Annotated in this window: 15 protein-coding genes and 1 pseudogene; 9 read left to right on the top strand and 7 right to left on the bottom strand. The window is 57.3% G+C overall.

Going from position 1 to position 16,907, the window contains the following annotated elements; genetic code table 11:
- The 4 genes and pseudogenes from ABL922_RS10260 to ABL922_RS10245 form a co-directional block, all read right to left on the bottom strand.
- Positions 1–897 (bottom strand): annotated as a pseudogene (locus tag ABL922_RS10260) (hypothetical protein); the annotation flags it as partial.
- A gap of 63 nt (positions 898–960) precedes the next feature.
- The gene (locus tag ABL922_RS10255; protein ID WP_349024120.1) at positions 961–1,377 is read right to left on the bottom strand and encodes a hypothetical protein; all 417 of its coding nucleotides are present in this window, start codon (positions 1,375–1,377) and stop codon (positions 961–963) included.
- Positions 1,378–1,404: 27 nt separating this feature from the next.
- Entirely contained in the window at positions 1,405–1,791 is a 387-nt protein-coding gene (locus ABL922_RS10250; protein ID WP_349024119.1) for a hypothetical protein, read from the bottom strand.
- A 57-nt stretch (positions 1,792–1,848) separates the two neighbouring features.
- Positions 1,849–2,325: a helix-turn-helix transcriptional regulator gene (locus ABL922_RS10245; RefSeq protein ID WP_349024118.1), complete on the bottom strand. Its 477-nt coding sequence runs from the start codon at positions 2,323–2,325 to the stop codon at positions 1,849–1,851.
- 107 nt (positions 2,326–2,432) lie between these two features.
- On the opposite strand from ABL922_RS10245, the gene ABL922_RS10240 reads away from it, so the two are divergent.
- The 9 genes from ABL922_RS10240 to ABL922_RS10200 all read left to right on the top strand — a co-directional run bounded on the left by ABL922_RS10240 (position 2,433) and on the right by ABL922_RS10200 (position 11,874).
- A complete protein-coding gene (locus ABL922_RS10240; RefSeq protein WP_349024117.1) occupies positions 2,433–2,636 on the top strand; it encodes a DUF2093 domain-containing protein in 204 nt (67 codons plus the stop codon).
- 12 nt (positions 2,637–2,648) lie between these two features.
- A complete protein-coding gene (locus tag ABL922_RS10235; protein WP_349024116.1) occupies positions 2,649–3,569 on the top strand; it encodes a M23 family metallopeptidase in 921 nt (306 codons plus the stop codon).
- Between the two features lie 232 nt (positions 3,570–3,801).
- Complete coding sequence (locus ABL922_RS10230; protein WP_349024115.1) at positions 3,802–6,909, top strand: TonB-dependent receptor; 3,108 nt, start codon at positions 3,802–3,804, stop codon at positions 6,907–6,909.
- A 71-nt stretch (positions 6,910–6,980) separates the two neighbouring features.
- On the top strand, positions 6,981–8,969 hold the full coding sequence (locus ABL922_RS10225; protein ID WP_349024114.1) for a sulfotransferase: 1,989 nt from the start codon (positions 6,981–6,983) through the stop codon (positions 8,967–8,969).
- A gap of 111 nt (positions 8,970–9,080) precedes the next feature.
- Complete coding sequence (locus tag ABL922_RS10220; protein WP_349024113.1) at positions 9,081–9,344, top strand: hypothetical protein; 264 nt, start codon at positions 9,081–9,083, stop codon at positions 9,342–9,344.
- A gap of 83 nt (positions 9,345–9,427) precedes the next feature.
- Positions 9,428–9,658, top strand: a complete 231-nt coding sequence (locus ABL922_RS10215) for a hypothetical protein (protein ID WP_349024112.1) — start codon at positions 9,428–9,430, stop codon at positions 9,656–9,658.
- Between the two features lie 9 nt (positions 9,659–9,667).
- On the top strand, positions 9,668–10,636 hold the full coding sequence (locus tag ABL922_RS10210; protein ID WP_349024111.1) for an aspartyl/asparaginyl beta-hydroxylase domain-containing protein: 969 nt from the start codon (positions 9,668–9,670) through the stop codon (positions 10,634–10,636).
- Between the two features lie 5 nt (positions 10,637–10,641).
- The gene (locus ABL922_RS10205) at positions 10,642–11,265 is read left to right on the top strand and encodes a sulfotransferase family 2 domain-containing protein (RefSeq protein WP_349024110.1); all 624 of its coding nucleotides are present in this window, start codon (positions 10,642–10,644) and stop codon (positions 11,263–11,265) included.
- A 9-nt stretch (positions 11,266–11,274) separates the two neighbouring features.
- The gene (locus ABL922_RS10200; protein WP_349024109.1) at positions 11,275–11,874 is read left to right on the top strand and encodes an aspartyl/asparaginyl beta-hydroxylase domain-containing protein; all 600 of its coding nucleotides are present in this window, start codon (positions 11,275–11,277) and stop codon (positions 11,872–11,874) included.
- Here ABL922_RS10200 and ABL922_RS10195 read toward each other — a convergent pair.
- From ABL922_RS10195 to ABL922_RS10185, 3 genes are all read right to left on the bottom strand, one after another.
- Entirely contained in the window at positions 11,871–12,596 is a 726-nt protein-coding gene (locus ABL922_RS10195) for a 2OG-Fe(II) oxygenase family protein (protein ID WP_349024108.1), read from the bottom strand. The genes ABL922_RS10200 and ABL922_RS10195 overlap by 4 nt on opposite strands.
- Positions 12,593–15,184 (bottom strand): ATP-dependent chaperone ClpB, encoded by a 2,592-nt coding sequence (gene clpB, locus ABL922_RS10190; RefSeq protein WP_349024107.1) that lies wholly within the window; start codon positions 15,182–15,184, stop codon positions 12,593–12,595. The genes ABL922_RS10195 and clpB overlap by 4 nt, the downstream gene beginning before the upstream one ends.
- Before the next feature lie 135 nt (positions 15,185–15,319).
- Positions 15,320–16,876, bottom strand: coding sequence for a leucyl aminopeptidase (locus tag ABL922_RS10185; protein ID WP_349024106.1), 1,557 nt, complete (start codon positions 16,874–16,876; stop codon positions 15,320–15,322).
- Positions 16,877–16,907: the final 31 nt, after the last annotated feature.

Below are 16,907 nucleotides of genomic sequence, written 5' to 3'. Positions count from 1 at the left end.
AGCACCGGCCCCGACCCGAATTGGAATGCCCAAAGGTTTGGCCAAAGGGTGCTGCACCCGGGCATGGGCATCTACAAAGGGGCTAGAAATTCCCCCCAGCGAATAGCCCGCTTGCCCATAGGCATCGAGCGCCAGTTGCCCGAGCAGCGGCATGCGATCGACGCCGCCTGCCACATAGGCCGCAAAGCCATCGGGGCCGTAAAAGCGGAAGCGGCGTTCAACCGACAGCGATACCGGCCATTTTTGATCGGGCTGCCAGCGCGCGCCGACTGCGACTTCCTGCTGCAGGCCATCGGGCGTGCCCGAACCGCGCAACAGCAATGCCGGACCTTTGCCCGCGCTGCCGAATGGGTCCCATGTCGCGATCGCACCATATTGGCTGCCACCATATTGCGCATTCGGCGCGAGTGCCGCGCCGGTGCTGCCCTGACGCCAGAAATTGTAACTGTAAAACTGCAACCGACGTTGTTTGGCGGCGGGTATTACCGCTTCTGGTGCGCCATCAGCAGATGCATGCAATGTGGTGGGGAGAGCCGACAGGCGAAACGATTCCAGTTCCGGGCTAAAACTCTCGCTGCCGCTTGGGAAAGCGCCATATGAATCGTTACCACCACTGGAATTTCCACGCCGTGAAGGCCTTTGCAACCGGCCATACCAGACTTTGGAATATGCAGAATCATATCTTGACGCAGAAGCTGTCGGATAGGCCATCAACGGCATCGGGCAAGCAGCATCGGGCCAAATCGGGTGGTTCGAAGCAAGCCGAACATCGGCCAGCTTCGTCCGCTCCGCTAACGGTTCGGAAGGCGTTGCCGAAAGGCTGATACTTCGTCCGACAATCCAGCCTGCGATCAACAGACTAGGATAGATGAGGGCGCGCCCCTTGAAGCCCGGCATGACAGGGGGTCCTTTCACAATGAGTGGGAACAGCTCCGCGAACGGAAACCGGCAGCCAGCGCGTCAACCCATCGCTTCGGATGATCTTTGCGGGTTCTGGACTGACGCATAGAGGATCAGAAGCAGCGTCGGATACGCCAGATACATCGTCATCAGCGCATAGGGCGCGGGCAATATGTCTTCGAACAGCGCCCTTTGCGTGTGCACCAGCACCGCGACCAGTTGCCATCCCGTCACCCAATAGGGCCAGTAACGACGGCTGTTGAGCGCCAGCCACCAGAAGCTGCCGAGAACGAGCAGGTCGATGACAAGCAGCTGGACGATCAGCCCGCTCCAATTGGCGTTGAGCGCGGTGAGGGTGGAGGCGAGCGAGCCCGCCAGCGCCGTCATCGCACCCCAGCGCTCGCTTCGCGCTCCTCGCCAGAAAGCGATGGCAACGGTAGCCGCAAGGATGATGTAATAGAGGAGTTTGTGGTCCATCAGCCTTGCTGCTCCGTTGCTTCGGCCTCAGGCCGCCACGCTTTCGGCCGTTCCCGCTGGCGCTTCTGTGCCATTCTGGTTGAGCGGCAAAGGGACATTGCGGCTGGCTGCGGGTGGTTTGTTCAGCCCGGCCCCAAACATGCGAGCGCCGAGGCCCACCTGCTTTTGCGTTTCGCCCAGCGCTTGATGCGCCTCGGTCATCATTTGGCGCACCTGACCCGCTGCGGCAACCGCCTGGGTCACTTTTGCGACGGCTTCCTGACCGACGATAGCGGACATTCTGGTGTCAATGCGTGCGATGGGCAGCGTCGCCGCGAGCTGGGCGATTTTCACAATCGCCTGATCAACGGCGTGTTCGGCATCATGCAATTCAGCTGCAATACGCTCTGCAGCAACTAGGCGTTCTTTCAGCATTTCCTATTCCCTATTGGTCTCTGGGCCGCGCATCTGGCGGCGGAATAAAGGACCCGGTCAGGTAAGCATGGCTCCCAGACCGAGCAGGACGGCGTAGAGCGCGGCAAATGCCATAATCGTTCCGAAGGCGATCAATATCGGCCAAATTATCCGCTCTCGCAGGCCATGGGTATTGATTGGCCTGGCATTGGTCGGGAAAGGATAGCCGATGCTGAACGCACCCGTTTGACCCATCCCGGACAAGGCCGTCTCTTCATCGGGGGCAACGGAACCGTGCGCCAGTTCCGAAGGCTGATATATCAATGGTTGATATGCCGAAGGTGAAGTGTTTCCGGCAACCAGCCGGGCTGCCTCGATTCGCGATTGCACGCCCAGTAACCGGATGGCGCGCCGCAAGCGTTCGTCGACGGTATGCGGCGAAACGCCCATAATTCGGGCAATTTCCTTGGAACTTCGGTGCGCGAAAACATGCTGCAAGGTTTCAACCTGCGCAGCTGACAGTTTCTCTAAGCCAAGACCCCTGCTTTTGCCCACAGATATAAAATAGCGTAAATCCTATCCAGCCCGCCATATAATTATGGTTAGAATCCGATTGCCGCGCAACAGTTGCCGAAATTGCTGTTTTGGGCCATATTGAAGCGATGTTGATGATGAACCGCAATAAACAGGCCAAATTGCACTTTATGGCCAACGGATTCCGCATGTTGTCGAGTGGAGACCATGTCGTCTGTGCGCTGACGGGCGAATCGATTTCGCTCGATGAATTGCGCTATTGGAGCGTTGCCTTGCAAGAGCCCTATGCCAGTGCGGAAATTTCGGTGAAAGCCGCGCTCGCCAAGCGGTAGGCGGACCATTCGATGAACTTGTCGCGCACTTCAGTTACGCTGCTGGCCTTTGCTGCGGTGATGAACTGCACCGCTACGCCACCGAAAGCCGCTGCCCCGCTAGCATCCCGGCCGGCCATTGTGGCTCCTCCTGTTGCATCGTCGAGCGTCGAGAATGGAGCGGGACAGAGTCTTCGCAAGAGTTTCTGGCTGGCACGCGATCCGGTTCAGGGATCGGCGATCGTGGCGCGCGCCCCTTCAGCGACGACAGCAGTTTTTTTCAATGGTGTACCGGTTGCGCTGACACCGGACGGCTTCTTCCTGATCGGATTTGACCGGGATGCCGAAAACAGTGCCAGTCTGGTCGCGACTTTGGCGGACGGGCAGCGCGTTGAGCAATATGTGCCCGTGAAGCCCGGAAACTGGCAAATCCAGCATGTGAATGCCAATCCGCTGGGCGGAGCCAAGACGACTGCGGAATTTCTGGCGCGGCGCGGCCCCGAACTCGCCCGAATCAACGCGGCTCGGGCCATAAAAGTGATGAGCGACGGTTGGCGCCAGGATTTTGTCTGGCCGCTGCAGGGCAGGATATCGGGGCGTTTCGGGGCCCAGCGTATCTATAATGGCAGCCCGGGGAGCTATCATAGCGGGCTCGATATCGCGATGCCCACTGGCACTGCCTTTGTCGCACCTGCCGACGGGGTCGTGGTTCTTGCCGCAAAAGACGCCTTCACGCTTGAAGGCCATTTGCTGATGATCGATCACGGAATGGGGCTCAACAGCGCCTTTCTGCACTGCTCGGAGCTGTTGGTCGAAGAAGGCCAATTGGTTCGTCAGGGGCAGGTTATCGGAAAGGTTGGGGCGACGGGTAGGGCGAGCGGTCCACACCTGCACTGGGGCATGAAATGGAATGCGGCGCGGGTCGATCCGCTGAATTTGCTAACAAGCAATTAATCGGAATTTGTCGATCTGCAAATCTGTTGCAAAATAGTGACAGACACCAATTTTCTGCCCGCAAAACCGACATTTTCTTTGCCCTCTCGGGCATTTTGTTCCAACACCCCCGGCAATCTGGGGAGATGTGTGCAGCCGTTTTGGCTGCCCTGATGTCTCTCCCAGAGATATTGAACCGGTGCAAGCGGGCAATCCTGTCTGTTTGCGCCCCATAGATATAGGGGCTGGACACGTGAAAAAAGCACGTCTTAGCATTTTGAAATCGACGACCGCACCGCTGGTGATTGGTCTCGCCATGATCTCGACTCCCGTTTTCGCGCAAGACGCCGAAGACGAGGCAGCTGACGAAGGTACTCCCATCGTCGTAACCGGTTCGCGTATCGCGCGTCCCAATCTTGATTCGAACAGCCCCGTCGCTGTTGTGACAGGTGAGCAGACCGTCGCGAACGCTGACGTTACGCTCGATACCTTCCTTAACACGCTGCCGGGCGTTAATCCGGCTGGCACGACCACTTCGAACAACCCCGGTAACGGCGGTCAGTCGAATATCGACCTTCGCGGCCTTGGCGCCAACCGTAACCTCGTGCTCGTCAATGGCCGTCGTCCGATGGTGTCGGCTTCGAACCAGACGGTTGACTTGAATACCATTCCGCAGGGCCTGATTGAGCGTATCGACGTGACCACCGGTGGTGCGGGTGCGGCTTATGGTGCCGACGCTATCGCAGGTGTCGTCAACATGATCCTCAAGGACGATTTCGAAGGTCTCGATCTTCGTGCGACCTATTCGAACACCATCCCGGAAACGGACGCTCGCGAATATCAGATCAGCGGCCTTCTTGGTGGTAATTTCGCCGATGGACGCGGCAATATCGCGATTTCGGCTGAATATTCGAACCGTCAAGGATTGATCAAGGCGCAACGTCCGTTCGCTTCGCAAGCTACGTCGACGACGGGTACGTTCCCGACCGGACGCTATACCGCTTCGCCTGCCAACCCAAATCGCGATCCGTTGACTGATCCATTCCCGGGTAACCCGATTCCTCAGTCGGCGATCGATGCGCTGTTCGCCAGTTACGGTTCTTTGGCAAAAGACTATCCGACCCAGACGCTGTTGGGCTTCAACTCGGATGGTTCGCTGTTCGGCGTGGGTACGTTTAATAGCCCGCGCGATGTTGCCAACTATCGCTACGGACCGGGTTCTGCAGCCAATGAAAACCTGAACTTCTTCCCGGATTTCTACACCTACAACTTCGATATCGTGAATATTCTTGTTCTGCCGCTTGAGCGCAAATCGGCATTCTTGAATGCTCACTATGAGATCAATGACTCATTCGATTTCTTCGTGCAGGGTGGATACACAAACTATAATTCGGCTACCGCACTTGCTCCGACTCCGCTTGGCGTAAATATTCGTGCGCCGGGGCAGAATTCCGCGTTGCAGGCGAGCTCACCGCTGATTTCGGCAACGGGCTGCCGCACCAGCACCGGTGCTGCTACGTCTTGCTCGGTGACTGGCATTGTAGTTCCGACAACCAACCCCTTCATTCCGGCCGATTTGCGCACGCTGCTCAACGCACGTACAGGCGACAGCCCGCGTTTCGTTGGATCGGGCGCTGGCGAAGCGTTTGCGATGGGCTATCGTTTCCTCGGCACCGGCTTGCGTGAGCAAGCGCTTGAAAACGAAGTGCTTCAGGGTTTGGTCGGACTTCGTGGCCAGATTGCTGAAGGTTGGCGCTATGAAGCTTACTATTCATGGGGTCAGACAACCATCGATCAGGAAGCGCGCGGTAACGTCAACGTTCAACGCGTTCAGCAGCTGCTCGAAGCCGCTGATGGCGGTGCGAGCCTGTGCGCTGGCGGTTTCAACCCGTTCGGCATTCAGCCCTTGTCACCTGAGTGCGTTGCTTTTGTCGATGAAGTTGGCAAGACCAAGACGACCTTCACCCAGAAAGTTGCTCAGGCCTATGTCACTGGCGAGCTAGCACAACTTCCTGGCGGTCCGCTCGGCGTAGTTCTCGGTGTCGAATCGCGTAAATTCCGTTACGCCTTTGATCCGGGTTCGCTGTTTGGTCCGATTGCAGGCTTCAATACCGCAACGCCTGACCTGGGTACCAACACCTTCCTCGATTTCTTTGGTGAAGTCCGTGCTCCGATCATGGATACTCTTGAACTCTCGCTGACGGCACGTAGCTCGAAGAGCGATTTCAACGATATCCAGAACGGTGTCGATGGCGCGCCTTCGACCGATTGGGCATATGGCGGTACCGTCACATGGTCGCCGATTGATGCAGTGCGCTTGCGTGCTAGCTATCAGCACTCGGTTCGCGCTCCGAACTTCGGCGAACTCTTCTCGGGTGGCGGTAGCTTCCCGCAGATCTTCGATCCTTGCTCGGTTGGAACCAACTTCCGCACGTCGGGAGGTGCAACAGCAAGTGCACTTTGCTCAGCTACTGGACTTGGCGCACCTGCAACCTTTGCAGCGACACCGGGTGCGCAGGCGTTCTTGACTGTGACGGGTAACCCCAATCTGAAGCCTGAAAAGTCCGACACGTTCACTGTTGGTACTGTGTTCAACGCAGCAGGCTTCACTGGGTCGATTGACTATTACAACATCAAGGTCACCGACACGATCTATTCGCCTGACGTCAACGAAATCATCGCAACATGCTATGGTTACAACGGCATCAATACCACAGGCGCAACAAGCCCCTATTGCTCGGGCTTGTCACGTGGCGGCGGTTCAGACATCACCGCGATCTACCTTCCGCCCGCTCTTGGTGGCGATCCGGCAACGGGTTACTTCCAGGCGGTCAATCTGGGCTCGATCAAGACTTCGGGCGTTGACGTCCAACTTGGCTACCGCTTGCCGACTCCCTTCGTGTCGGAAACTTCGGCAATCAGCGCAAATCTTTTGCTCAACTATCTGATTGACTGGAAGAGCGTTGGTCTGGGTGGTTTGACAACTGACTATGCTGGTTCCGCTTCTTATTTCGGCGCAGGCTTGGGAACGAGCTTCCCGCGCTGGAAGGGCACGATGAACCTGGCGTGGTCGCTGAACGAAAACCTGAAGTTCGATACCCGCGTTCGGTACATTCACAAGATGGTCAACCGTGCGGCTAAACAGTTCCCGGGAGAAACTTTCCGCGGTCCGGGTTCGATTTGGTATTTCGACTTTGGTCTCGAAGCCAATGTTGATGCGCTTACTTTCCGCCTCGGTCTGAACAATGCGTTCGACCGTCAGCCGGAAACTTACGCGCCGAACGTGCAGTCGGGCACCGATCCGTCGCTCTACGACGTTCTCGGACGCCGTGCTTATGTGTCGGCGCGTCTGAAGTTCTAGGCTTCAGCGCAAACAAGATAATGGAAAGGGCGGGGCTGGTGCTCCGCCCTTTTTCTTTCTAGAGGGCAGGCATGAACGTTCAGCAGAGATTGCAGGCGGCTTTTGCGGCCTATTCCCAAGGCGATATTTCCGGCGCGGCGATACATGCCCGCACTGCCCTGAAGGCTCGCCCCCGGGATCCCAATATCCTTCAGTTCCTGGGTGTCGTTTCCTGTCAGTTAGGAAAGAAGGACGAAGGCATAGCCTTATTGCGACAGGCGATAGCCAATGGCGGCGACACCGACGACAATCGTATCAATCTGGCAAAGGCGTTGGCCGAATTGGGGCAGTTTGATGAGGCCCTTAAAGCGTGCGCACCCGATGGAAATCCCTCCACGCCCGATTTGCAACGCATGCATGCCGAAATATTGAAATTACAAGGCAGGCCGTCCGACGCGCTTTGGGTCTATGAGCGGCTGGTTTACGAGAATCCGGACGATTTCGGTTGCTGGAACAATTTGGGCACCACGAAACTGGAAACGGGCGATCTTGATGGCGCAATGGAGGCGTTTCAAAAAGCCCGCGATCTTGATCCCAAGTCTGCAGTTGTGCACACAAATATAGCGCGGGTCCTGATGGCTAAGGACCGTTTTGAAGACGCTTGCCTGATGCTTGAAAAAGCAGCGTTGCTGAATCCCGAAGATCCAGCTCCGCTTGTGGAGCTTGGTCGCACCCTCACACAAATTGATCATACCGAAGCGGGATTGCGCGCTCTGGGAGCGGCCGCCCGGCTAAATCCGAAAGACCCCAAAGTTTTCATCGCGATCGGACTGGCCTTCACCGATCTGTCACAACAATTGCAAGCGGAACGAGCATTCAAATTCGCGGTACAGGCGGATCCGTCCTATTCTGCCGGATATCTCAATCTGGGGGTATTGTTTGAAAAGGCAAATCGTGTTGGCGAGTTGGAGGCTCTGATCGCGGATGCCAGGCGGCAGAATGTGACGGGCGAGGAACTCGATTATTTGGCGGCACTTCTGCTGAATCGGCAAGGCAAATATGAAGAGGCTCTAGACCTGATAAGGCCGATCGAGTCCAAGGCGATTCACCCTGCCACTTTGGCGCAGTTCAAAGGTCAACTCGCCGATCGTCTGGGCCGCATCGACGAAGCCTTCTATGCCTATGAAGATATGAATTTCGCGATGGCCAACAGTCCGCTGGGCGTTGGCAAGGATCGGACGGCCTATCAGCGTGATATTGAAGGGCTTTCAGCGAAGACGACTGCGAGCTGGTATGCCAGCTGGCCCAAGGTTGACTTCACCGATGGCAGGGAATCTCCGGCGTTCCTTGTCGGCTTCCCCCGTTCGGGCACTACGCTTCTGGATACCATTTTGATGGGCCATAGCGGAACACATGTGCTTGAAGAGATTCCGCTTATAGAGACTGTCGCCAACACCGTCGGTGATCTGGAACGGGTTGGCGAAATGGACGCTCGTGCGGTCGCGGAAATGCGGGCTCTGTATTTTGCCGAACTGGATAAAGCCTCACCTCCAGCACCCGGAGCATTGGTCATCGACAAAAATCCGCTATCGATGATCCGCATGCCTTTGATTCACAGGTTATTTCCGGATGCGAAGATTATCCTGGCCATGCGCCATCCCTGCGATGTCGTGCTCAGCTGCTATATGCAGAATTTCAAGCCGACCGAGGCGATGTCCAGTTTTCTGGATTTGACCAACGCAGCGCGAACCTATGACCGCATATTCGCCTATTGGGAAAAAAGCTGCGAGGTGCTGCCGCTCGACACACATATGCTGCGCTACGAAGCTATGGTGGAGGATGTTGAATCCGAAGTCCGTCCTCTGTTTGAATTCCTAGGGCTGGATTGGCAGCCGCAGGTGCTCGACCATCAAAAAACTGCCCGCGAACGCGGCTATATCCGAACGCCAAGCTATGCGCAGGTTACCGAGAAAATCTACAGCTCTTCGAGTGGGCGATGGCATCGTTATCGGCCCTATATGAGCGAAATGCTGCCTATATTGGAGCCTTGGGTTTCCTGTTTCGGCTACGACATTGCGTGATATTCCGGTGGTGTGGATGAATGACGCAACAGATCACAGTTGGGCTCGCACTATCATTGACAGGCTTGACTAGCGCCGTGCATAATTGAATTTTATCGCAGGAATGTCGTCATGCACAGATTGCTTATCTTCGCGCTCGTTGGCGCAAGCTGTCACGTCTCGGTTGCCGCGAATGCAGCATCTTCGACACAAGATGGATCTGCTGATCGCATGGTCTGCAAACGCTACAAGCAGACAGGAACGCGTTTTGAAAATAAGGTCTGCAAGACCGCAGGCGAATGGGACGCTATTGCAGAAGCGCATAGACGTGCATTGGCCGAGACAGTTGATCGCCCGCAGATCAAGATTTGTGGCCCCAGCCGAGGGTGCGACTGATTCAAGCCGAATCATGATTCGTTGACTGCCGATCGATTCGCCGCCAAAATGGCGGTATCTTTATTACTAGGAGGACTGGTGCCGTGCGCGTTACCGCCACACTTATTGCAGCACTTTGCTTGTCGTCTCCAGCGATTGTATTGGCAAAGAACGAACCCGGTGAGCGGATGATCTGCAAATATAGTCACGAAACTGGCACAAGGTTTCGGACAAAAACATGCAAAACAGCCGCGCAATGGGAGGAGATGGCTGAAAACAACAGGGCAAATCTCAAGGAAATGGTCGATCGGCCACAAATTGAGATTCGAAAGTAAGCACTTGCCATGAAAATCGACCGCCCGCTGCTCAAACTGCCGCGGCTCTATGATGCTGAACGCTTGGCGGACGAAATTCGCGCATTGCCTCCGTCAGCCTGGCTACCGCATCCCGGCAAAGTTGTTGGCAACGATGCCGTTCCAATGATCACGCCGAACGGTGCAATTACCAACGCATTCGCAGGGCCGATGGCCCCTACCGAGCATCTGCTCGCTTGCCCTTATATACTTGATATAATGGCAGATATTGAAGCGGTGTGGGGCCGCAGCCGACTTATGGGCTTGGCGGCGGGTGCGGTCGTTCCAGAGCATGTCGATGTCGGACATTATTGGCGCACACATTTCCGGATCCACATTCCTGTCATCACCAACCCCAAGGTTGTTTTCACCTGTGAAGGTGAAATGGTGAACATGGCGCCGGGCGAATGCTGGATATTCGACTCGTTCCGCACCCATGATGTCTATAATGGCGGAAGCGATAAGCGCGTGCATCTGGTGCTGGATACTGTGGGCGGGGAAAAATTGTGGGACCTGATCCGCGAGGCCGAAGCTGTTAACCGCGATCAGCTCAGAATGATCGCAGTTGAGCCGGGTTCGGTCGATAAATCCGGAATCCGATATGAGAAGGTGAACACACCCGATATCATGTCGGTGTGGGAGGTGCGATGCCACGTCAGTTTCCTGCTCGATCAGGCGCCACGAACGGAGCCCTTTCCAAAAGTGCTCCAACTTATCGACCGCTTCCTCCATCACTGGGGTGCGTTGTGGGCTGAATTTGGATCCGCGCATGAAGGTTTGGCACATTACCACCGCGCAATTGCGGATATTCGCGCACGCTTGGGCCGCGAAGGTGCGAGCCGCATAGTGCTGCCCAACGGCGTGACGCTGGACCGGGCATTGAATGAACTTGTATTCATGGCAGCTGCCCCAACCCCGGCCCCGACCGCACCTCAGCCTGCAGTGGTGGTAGCGCGATAAATTCGATGATCGTTTCGCATTTACACAAGTTCATTTTTGTTGCTGTGCCCAAAACTGGCACTCATTCTGTGCGTCAGGCGTTGCGCACGCATCTGGGGCCCGACGATATCGAGCAAGCACGACTTTTCGTTGAAAAGCAGTTTCCCATCCCGGAACTCGCCCGGCTGGGCCACGGCCATTTGAGCTTTGCGGACGTTCGCCCGCATCTGGGCGAAGAAGCTTTTGCCAGCTATTTCAAATTCGCCTTTGTGCGTAATCCGTTCGACCGTTTCATATCCTATTGCTCCTTCGCGACCGGTCGCGAAGGCACGTTTCAGCGCGATCCGAAACGGGTGATGCGGCATTTTCTGTTCACAGCGCCGCCGCACAACCACATCATTTTCAAGCCGCAATTCACCTTTCTGTGTGGACCCGACGGTCAGTTGCAGGCTGACTATCTCGGCAAGGTTGAAAGCATGCAGGCTTCATTTGATGAGGTGGCGCAGCGTCTTGGAATCGAAACGACACCACTCGACCGTGCAAATCGTTCGCGTCGCGGGGAATATAAGGATTATTATGACCAAGAACTGATCGATGGAGTCGCGCGCATATATGCCCGCGACCTCGAACTGTTCGGTTACGATTATTGAGGGCGTCGCATGTACACCAACCCGCGCAAGACAACCAGCATCCGCCGCCTTGGCCGTGTTGACATCACCGAACTGAAGGCCGCCATCATGGCGATTCCCGAGGAAGTCTGGAACCATCAGAACGCCAACAAGCCAAACCGTTTTGAGGCACTCGACGCGACCCGGCATATACCGTTCCGCTTTGTTGATAATTTCCGCGACTGGCGAGGCCATTATGGTTGCGAGCTTTGGGATGAATGGAAACCGCTGTTGGAGCCTGTGTTTGCTGCGGCAACGGCCGACTTTGGTTATGCCAATGGGGAGTTTCCGCGGGCGATGCTTGCGCGCATGCCGGTGGGCGGGGTTGTCCAGCCGCATCGTGATGCAAATCCCGCCGCGCGCTGGCCACACAAGATCCACATTCCGATCCAGACCAGCGATCAGGTCTTCTTCTATGTCGATGGTGTCGAGTATCAGATGGAGGAGGGTGAGGCAGTCGAGCTCAACAATATGGGCGTGCATTCGGTTCAAAATCGCGGGCAATGTGACCGCATCCATCTGATTTTCGAATATTTTGATGCCGATCAGCCCGATCCGGATTGGGTGCTGCCGTTCCGCGAAAACGCCTAAGCGGGCATCGCAGTCCGCATCCAGCCAGTAACCGCATAACGCACGCCACCTGCAAAGGGTGCTACCTGGCTGACGCTGTGTAGCACCGGCAAGGCGAACATGTTCAGGCAATTGAAGCGCGGAACAAGGCCGCTGATACGACCTTCCTTTTCGTGAAACAGAAGCAGCCCGCCCCATTCGACGCGCCATTCGGGCGTCAGACCCATGACATAGGCCAGTTCACGATTCTTTCCTTCGATATCGTCATCATGTCCAGTCAGGAAATCGCCCGGATGATAGGCGGTGCCTTGCGCATCAGCGAACAGGATTGCTGTCTTGCCAGTGACCGTGCGAATGAGGTCGAGCACAGGATCGCTGCGCATGAATTCGGCAAAGGCGTGCAAAATGTCTCGGTCTGGCTCTCGTTCCGAAACCGGGTCGGGAACGCGCAGCGAGGAGAATCGAAACTGGAAACCGTCGCGAGCAGCCAAATTGATACGATTGTCGAGTTCGATGCGCTGCTCCGCCGTCATCGCATCGCGCGCTTCTCGACCGAGGTCGTAAACATGGCCACCCGCATTGATTGCCCAGGCCCAATCCTGCCGTGTCGACAGCGCTTCGTGCAGTTCGATTGCACAATCGCGATCCAGAAAATCCGGAATAGAAATATGCCCGCCAGCGCTGAACGTCTTGGACAAAGCCAAGGCGTCCAGAGCCGAGTTTAGCATGAACGCGAAGCTCATGCTTTGGCGGGCTTTACAGCAAATTTCAAAGCGCCGTCGCCTTCTTCAATCTTCAACTTCGAACCATCTGGCACCTCGCCCTTCAGGATCAGATCGGCGAGCGGATCCTGCAAATGGCGCTGGATGGCGCGCTTCAGCGGACGGGCGCCATAGACTGGGTCATAGCCGACACGGCCCAACCAGCTTTTCGCGCCGTCGCTGAGTTCGATGATGATCTTGCGGTCCTTGAGAAGCTTCTGCACACGGCCCACCTGAATATCAACAATCGGCGCCATATGCTGCGCGGCCAGCCGGTGGAATAGGATGATTTCATCAAGCCGGTTCAGGAATTCCGGGCGGAAATGCGAACGGACGACTTCCATCACTTGCGGTTCGGCTTTCTCGACATCCTCGTCATCGCCCAATGCCGCCAGATACTGGCTGCCAAGGTTGGAGGTGAGGATGATCAGCGTGTTCGAGAAATCGACCAAACGCCCTTGCCCGTCGGTCAGGCGGCCATCGTCGAGCACCTGCAACAGCACGTTGAAGACGTCGCTATGCGCTTTCTCGACCTCGTCGAACAACACCACCTGATAGGGACGACGGCGGACGGCTTCGGTCAACACCCCGCCTTCGTCATAGCCGACATAGCCCGGAGGTGCGCCGATCAGCCGCGAGACGCTGTGCTTCTCCATGAACTCGCTCATGTCGATGCGCACCATAGCGCTGTCATCGTCGAACAGATATTGCGCCAGCGCCTTGGTCAGCTCGGTCTTGCCGACGCCGGTGGGGCCGAGGAAGAGGAACGACCCTAGCGGACGGTTCGGATCCTGCAGGCCCGCGCGCGAACGGCGCACCGCCTTCGACACGGCCTCAACCGCGTCCTTCTGCCCGATAACGCGCGCGCCGAGCCACTCTTCCATCTTGAGGAGCTTCTCGCGCTCGCCTTCCATCATCTTGTCGACTGGGATGCCGGTCCAGCGGCTGACGACAGAGGCAATGTCTTCGCTGGTCACTTCCTCGCGCAGCATCGCATTGCCCGCAGCGGCCACGGCATCGGCGAGCTGCTTTTCGAGGCCCGGGATGGTGCCATATTGCAACTCTCCCGCCTTGGCGAGATCGCCGCCACGCTGCGCCTGTTCGAGCTCGATGCGCGCATGATCGAGCGCTTCCTTGATCTTGGACTCGGCCGAAATCTTGTCCTTTTCGGCCATCCAGCGGGTGGTGAGTTCGGACGATTGCTGTTCCAGATTGGCGAGTTCGCCTTCGAGTGTTGCCAGACGGTCTTTCGAGGCCGCGTCGGTTTCCTTTTTCAGCGCCTCGCGTTCGATCTGCAACTGCATGATGCGGCGATCAAGATTTTCGATCTCTTCCGGCTTGGACTCAACTTCCATGCGCAGGCGCGAGGCAGCCTCGTCCATCAGGTCGATCGCTTTGTCTGGCAGGAAGCGATCCGAAATATAGCGATGCGACAGCGTTGCCGCGCTCACCAGAGCGCCATCGGTAATGCGCACGCCGTGGTGCAGCTCATATTTTTCCTTCAGCCCGCGCAGGATTGAGATCGTATCCTCAACTGTCGGTTCGCCGACAAACACCGGCTGGAAACGCCGCTGCAGCGCCGGATCCTTCTCGACATGCTTTTGATATTCGTCGAGAGTAGTCGCGCCGATGCAATGCAATTCACCGCGCGCCAAGGCGGGCTTCAACAGGTTGGACGCATCCATCGCGCCCTCGCCTTTGCCCGCACCGACCAGCGTGTGCATTTCATCGATGAACAGGATGATGTCGCCCTCGCCCTGCTTGACCTCGTCGAGCACGCCTTTCAGCCGCTCTTCAAATTCACCCCGATACTTGGCACCCGCGATCAGGCTGCCCATGTCGAGTGACATCAGCTTGCGGTTCTTCAGGCTGTCGGGCACATCGCCATTGGCGATACGGATGGCTAGGCCCTCGGCAATCGCGGTCTTGCCGACACCTGCTTCACCGATCAGGACAGGATTATTTTTGGTTCGGCGGGCGAGAATCTGGATCGTCCGACGGATTTCCTCGTCGCGGCCGATGACAGGGTCAAGCTTGCCTTCGCGCGCTACCTCGGTCAGGTCGCGGGCGAATTTCTTCAGCGCGTCATAGCGATCTTCGGCGCTTTGCGTATCGGCGGTGCGGCCTCCGCGCAGTTCGTTGATTGCGGCGTTGAGTGCCTCAGCCTTGATGCCTGCTGTTGCCAGCGCCTTGCCTGCCGCGTTGGTCGTGCCCAACGTCAATGCCAGCAACAGGCGTTCGACCGTTACATAGGAATCGCTCGCTTTTTGCGCGACCTGTTCGGCAGCATCGAGCACGCGCACCGCATCATTGTCGAGGCCGGGGGTCTGTTGTGCGCCGCCTCCCGACACCGCCGGAACCTTAGCCAGCGCTACGTCGGTTTCACGCAAGGCTGTGGCTGCGTCGCCGCCAGCGGCCTTGATCAGGCCCGATGCCATGCCCTGTTCGTCCTCAAGCAGCGCTTTCAGCAGATGCTCGGGCGAAATCCGCTGATGGTTCATGCGGATGGCAACGGTCTGGGCCGACTGCAAAAAACCTTTGGCGCGGTCGGTAAACTTTTCGAGATTCATACCCGGTCCCTCGTTTCTCAGCGCTTCCCCAAAACCAATTTAGGAAGCCTCTCGCCAAGATGTAATGTTGCATTTATGCAACACAAGAGGCGCGCGTAGAAATTCCCCTCCGATATGCGGGAGGGGGATATTGGCTCACCGTTTCCAGTTGCGGACAAATTCGTCAAGGATGCGCACGCCCCAGCCCGATGCGCCTTTGGGCGTCATATCATCGCTGCTGTCCGCCCAATTCACACCCGCAATATCCAGATGGGCCCAAGGGGTCGAGGGATCGACGAAGTAGCCGATAAAGGTCGCACCCAGGCTTGCGCCGGGCTTGCCGCCTTCGGCTGAATTTTTGATGTCGGCGATTTCGGAGCCCATTGTTCTGGCATGATTGGGGTGGAGCGGCAGGCGCCAGACTTCTTCACCCACTGCCTTGCCCGCAGCGGTCATTTGCGCTGCCATTGCGTCATCGCGTGCGAAAAGTCCGGCATATTCATAGCCCAATGCTAGGCTAACCGCCCCCGTCAGCGTGGCAATATTGACCAAAGCAGCAGGCTTGTGGTTGGCGATGACATATTCATTCGCATCGGCAAGGACGAGGCGGCCTTCGGCGTCGGTATTAATTACCTCGATAGTCTTGCCGCTATAGGTGCGCACCACGTCGCCGGGGCGCTGTGCATTGCCGCCGGGCATATTCTCGGCCAGGGCTGCGACCGCCATCACGTTCACATTGGCACGCGACTTTGAGAGAGCAACGACAGCGCCCATAACGGCGGCGGCCCCCGCCATGTCAGATTTCATTTCCCACATGCCGGCACCATCTTTTATCGATATCCCACCGCTGTCAAAAGTGATGCCTTTGCCGACCAAGGCAATAGGCGCACCACTGCCGCCCCGATACTCGACCAGCATCAAGCGTGGCGGACGGCGCGAGCCCTGGCCAACTCCTGCCAGTGTGCCCATACCGAGACGGCGCATCGCGGCCTCATCAAGCACTTCGATCCTAACTCCCGACACTCCGGCAAAGGCCTCGCGCACCCGCGCGACAAAGCTTTCCGGGTAGATCACATTCGCGGGTTCGGTCGAAAGATCGCGGGTCAGCGTGACGCCTTCGGCAAGCGCCGCACCGCGCGATTTCCATTCGGCTTCGGCGCTGCGGACATCCGCGACGACGATGGTGGCGGGTTGCGTGGAGGGCGCTGATTTGCCGACCGTTTTGTATCGGTCAAAGCGATACTGGCCGAGGCTAAAGCCGAGCGCGACCGAAGCAGCTTCGTCGCTGGCGGCGCCAACTATGCTCACTGGCTGGGCTTCATTGCGCAGATTTTGCGCAACCCGCCCACCAGCGCGACGCAGCCGGTCTGCAGCATCACCTTCGCTGCCTAAGCCGACCAGTTCGATGCGCGCATGGCGGCCAATCCCGCGCAGCGTCAGTTCGCTGACATCCCTTCCATCAAATCGGGCGTTGGCAATTGCCGCCTTGACGCTGGCTTCGGCAGCGCTGCCCAGCACGCCGTTTGGCAGATTGGCATCGCGCATCAGGATGACGAGCACGCCATCATCGGCGGGGCGCGTAGCAAAAACTATGGACCGTGCTTGCGAATTGGCGACGGTCGAGGGTTCGACACCTGATCCAGCCGGAACGCCTTGTGCCAAGGCCGGCACGCTGGCGGTAGCGAGGATGAGTGTGAACAAGTGACGGCGCATGGGTGAACTTTCCTTTCGCTGAATCTTCTAT

It is taken from the genome of Sphingorhabdus sp. (assembly GCF_040079335.1).
Taxonomy (GTDB): Bacteria; Pseudomonadota; Alphaproteobacteria; order Sphingomonadales; family Sphingomonadaceae; genus Sphingorhabdus_B.
Note: the sequence above shows the minus strand (reverse complement) of the source record. Positions and strands in the feature narration are given on the sequence as shown.

Excerpts from the sequence above, each read along its gene's own strand:
- ABL922_RS10255 (WP_349024120.1), bottom strand. The coding sequence starts at position 1,377 with ATGGACCACAAACTCCTCTATTACATCATCCTTGCGGCTACCGTTGCC.
- ABL922_RS10250 (WP_349024119.1), bottom strand. The coding sequence starts at position 1,791 with ATGCTGAAAGAACGCCTAGTTGCTGCAGAGCGTATTGCAGCTGAATTG.
- ABL922_RS10240 (WP_349024117.1), top strand. The coding sequence starts at position 2,433 with ATGTTGATGATGAACCGCAATAAACAGGCCAAATTGCACTTTATGGCC.
- ABL922_RS10235 (WP_349024116.1), top strand. The coding sequence starts at position 2,649 with ATGAACTTGTCGCGCACTTCAGTTACGCTGCTGGCCTTTGCTGCGGTG.
- ABL922_RS10225 (WP_349024114.1), top strand. The coding sequence starts at position 6,981 with ATGAACGTTCAGCAGAGATTGCAGGCGGCTTTTGCGGCCTATTCCCAA.
- ABL922_RS10220 (WP_349024113.1), top strand. The coding sequence starts at position 9,081 with ATGCACAGATTGCTTATCTTCGCGCTCGTTGGCGCAAGCTGTCACGTC.
- ABL922_RS10210 (WP_349024111.1), top strand. The coding sequence starts at position 9,668 with ATGAAAATCGACCGCCCGCTGCTCAAACTGCCGCGGCTCTATGATGCT.
- ABL922_RS10205 (WP_349024110.1), top strand. The coding sequence starts at position 10,642 with ATGATCGTTTCGCATTTACACAAGTTCATTTTTGTTGCTGTGCCCAAA.
- ABL922_RS10200 (WP_349024109.1), top strand. The coding sequence starts at position 11,275 with ATGTACACCAACCCGCGCAAGACAACCAGCATCCGCCGCCTTGGCCGT.
- ABL922_RS10195 (WP_349024108.1), bottom strand. The coding sequence starts at position 12,596 with ATGAGCTTCGCGTTCATGCTAAACTCGGCTCTGGACGCCTTGGCTTTG.
- clpB (WP_349024107.1), bottom strand. The coding sequence starts at position 15,184 with ATGAATCTCGAAAAGTTTACCGACCGCGCCAAAGGTTTTTTGCAGTCG.
- ABL922_RS10185 (WP_349024106.1), bottom strand. The coding sequence starts at position 16,876 with ATGCGCCGTCACTTGTTCACACTCATCCTCGCTACCGCCAGCGTGCCG.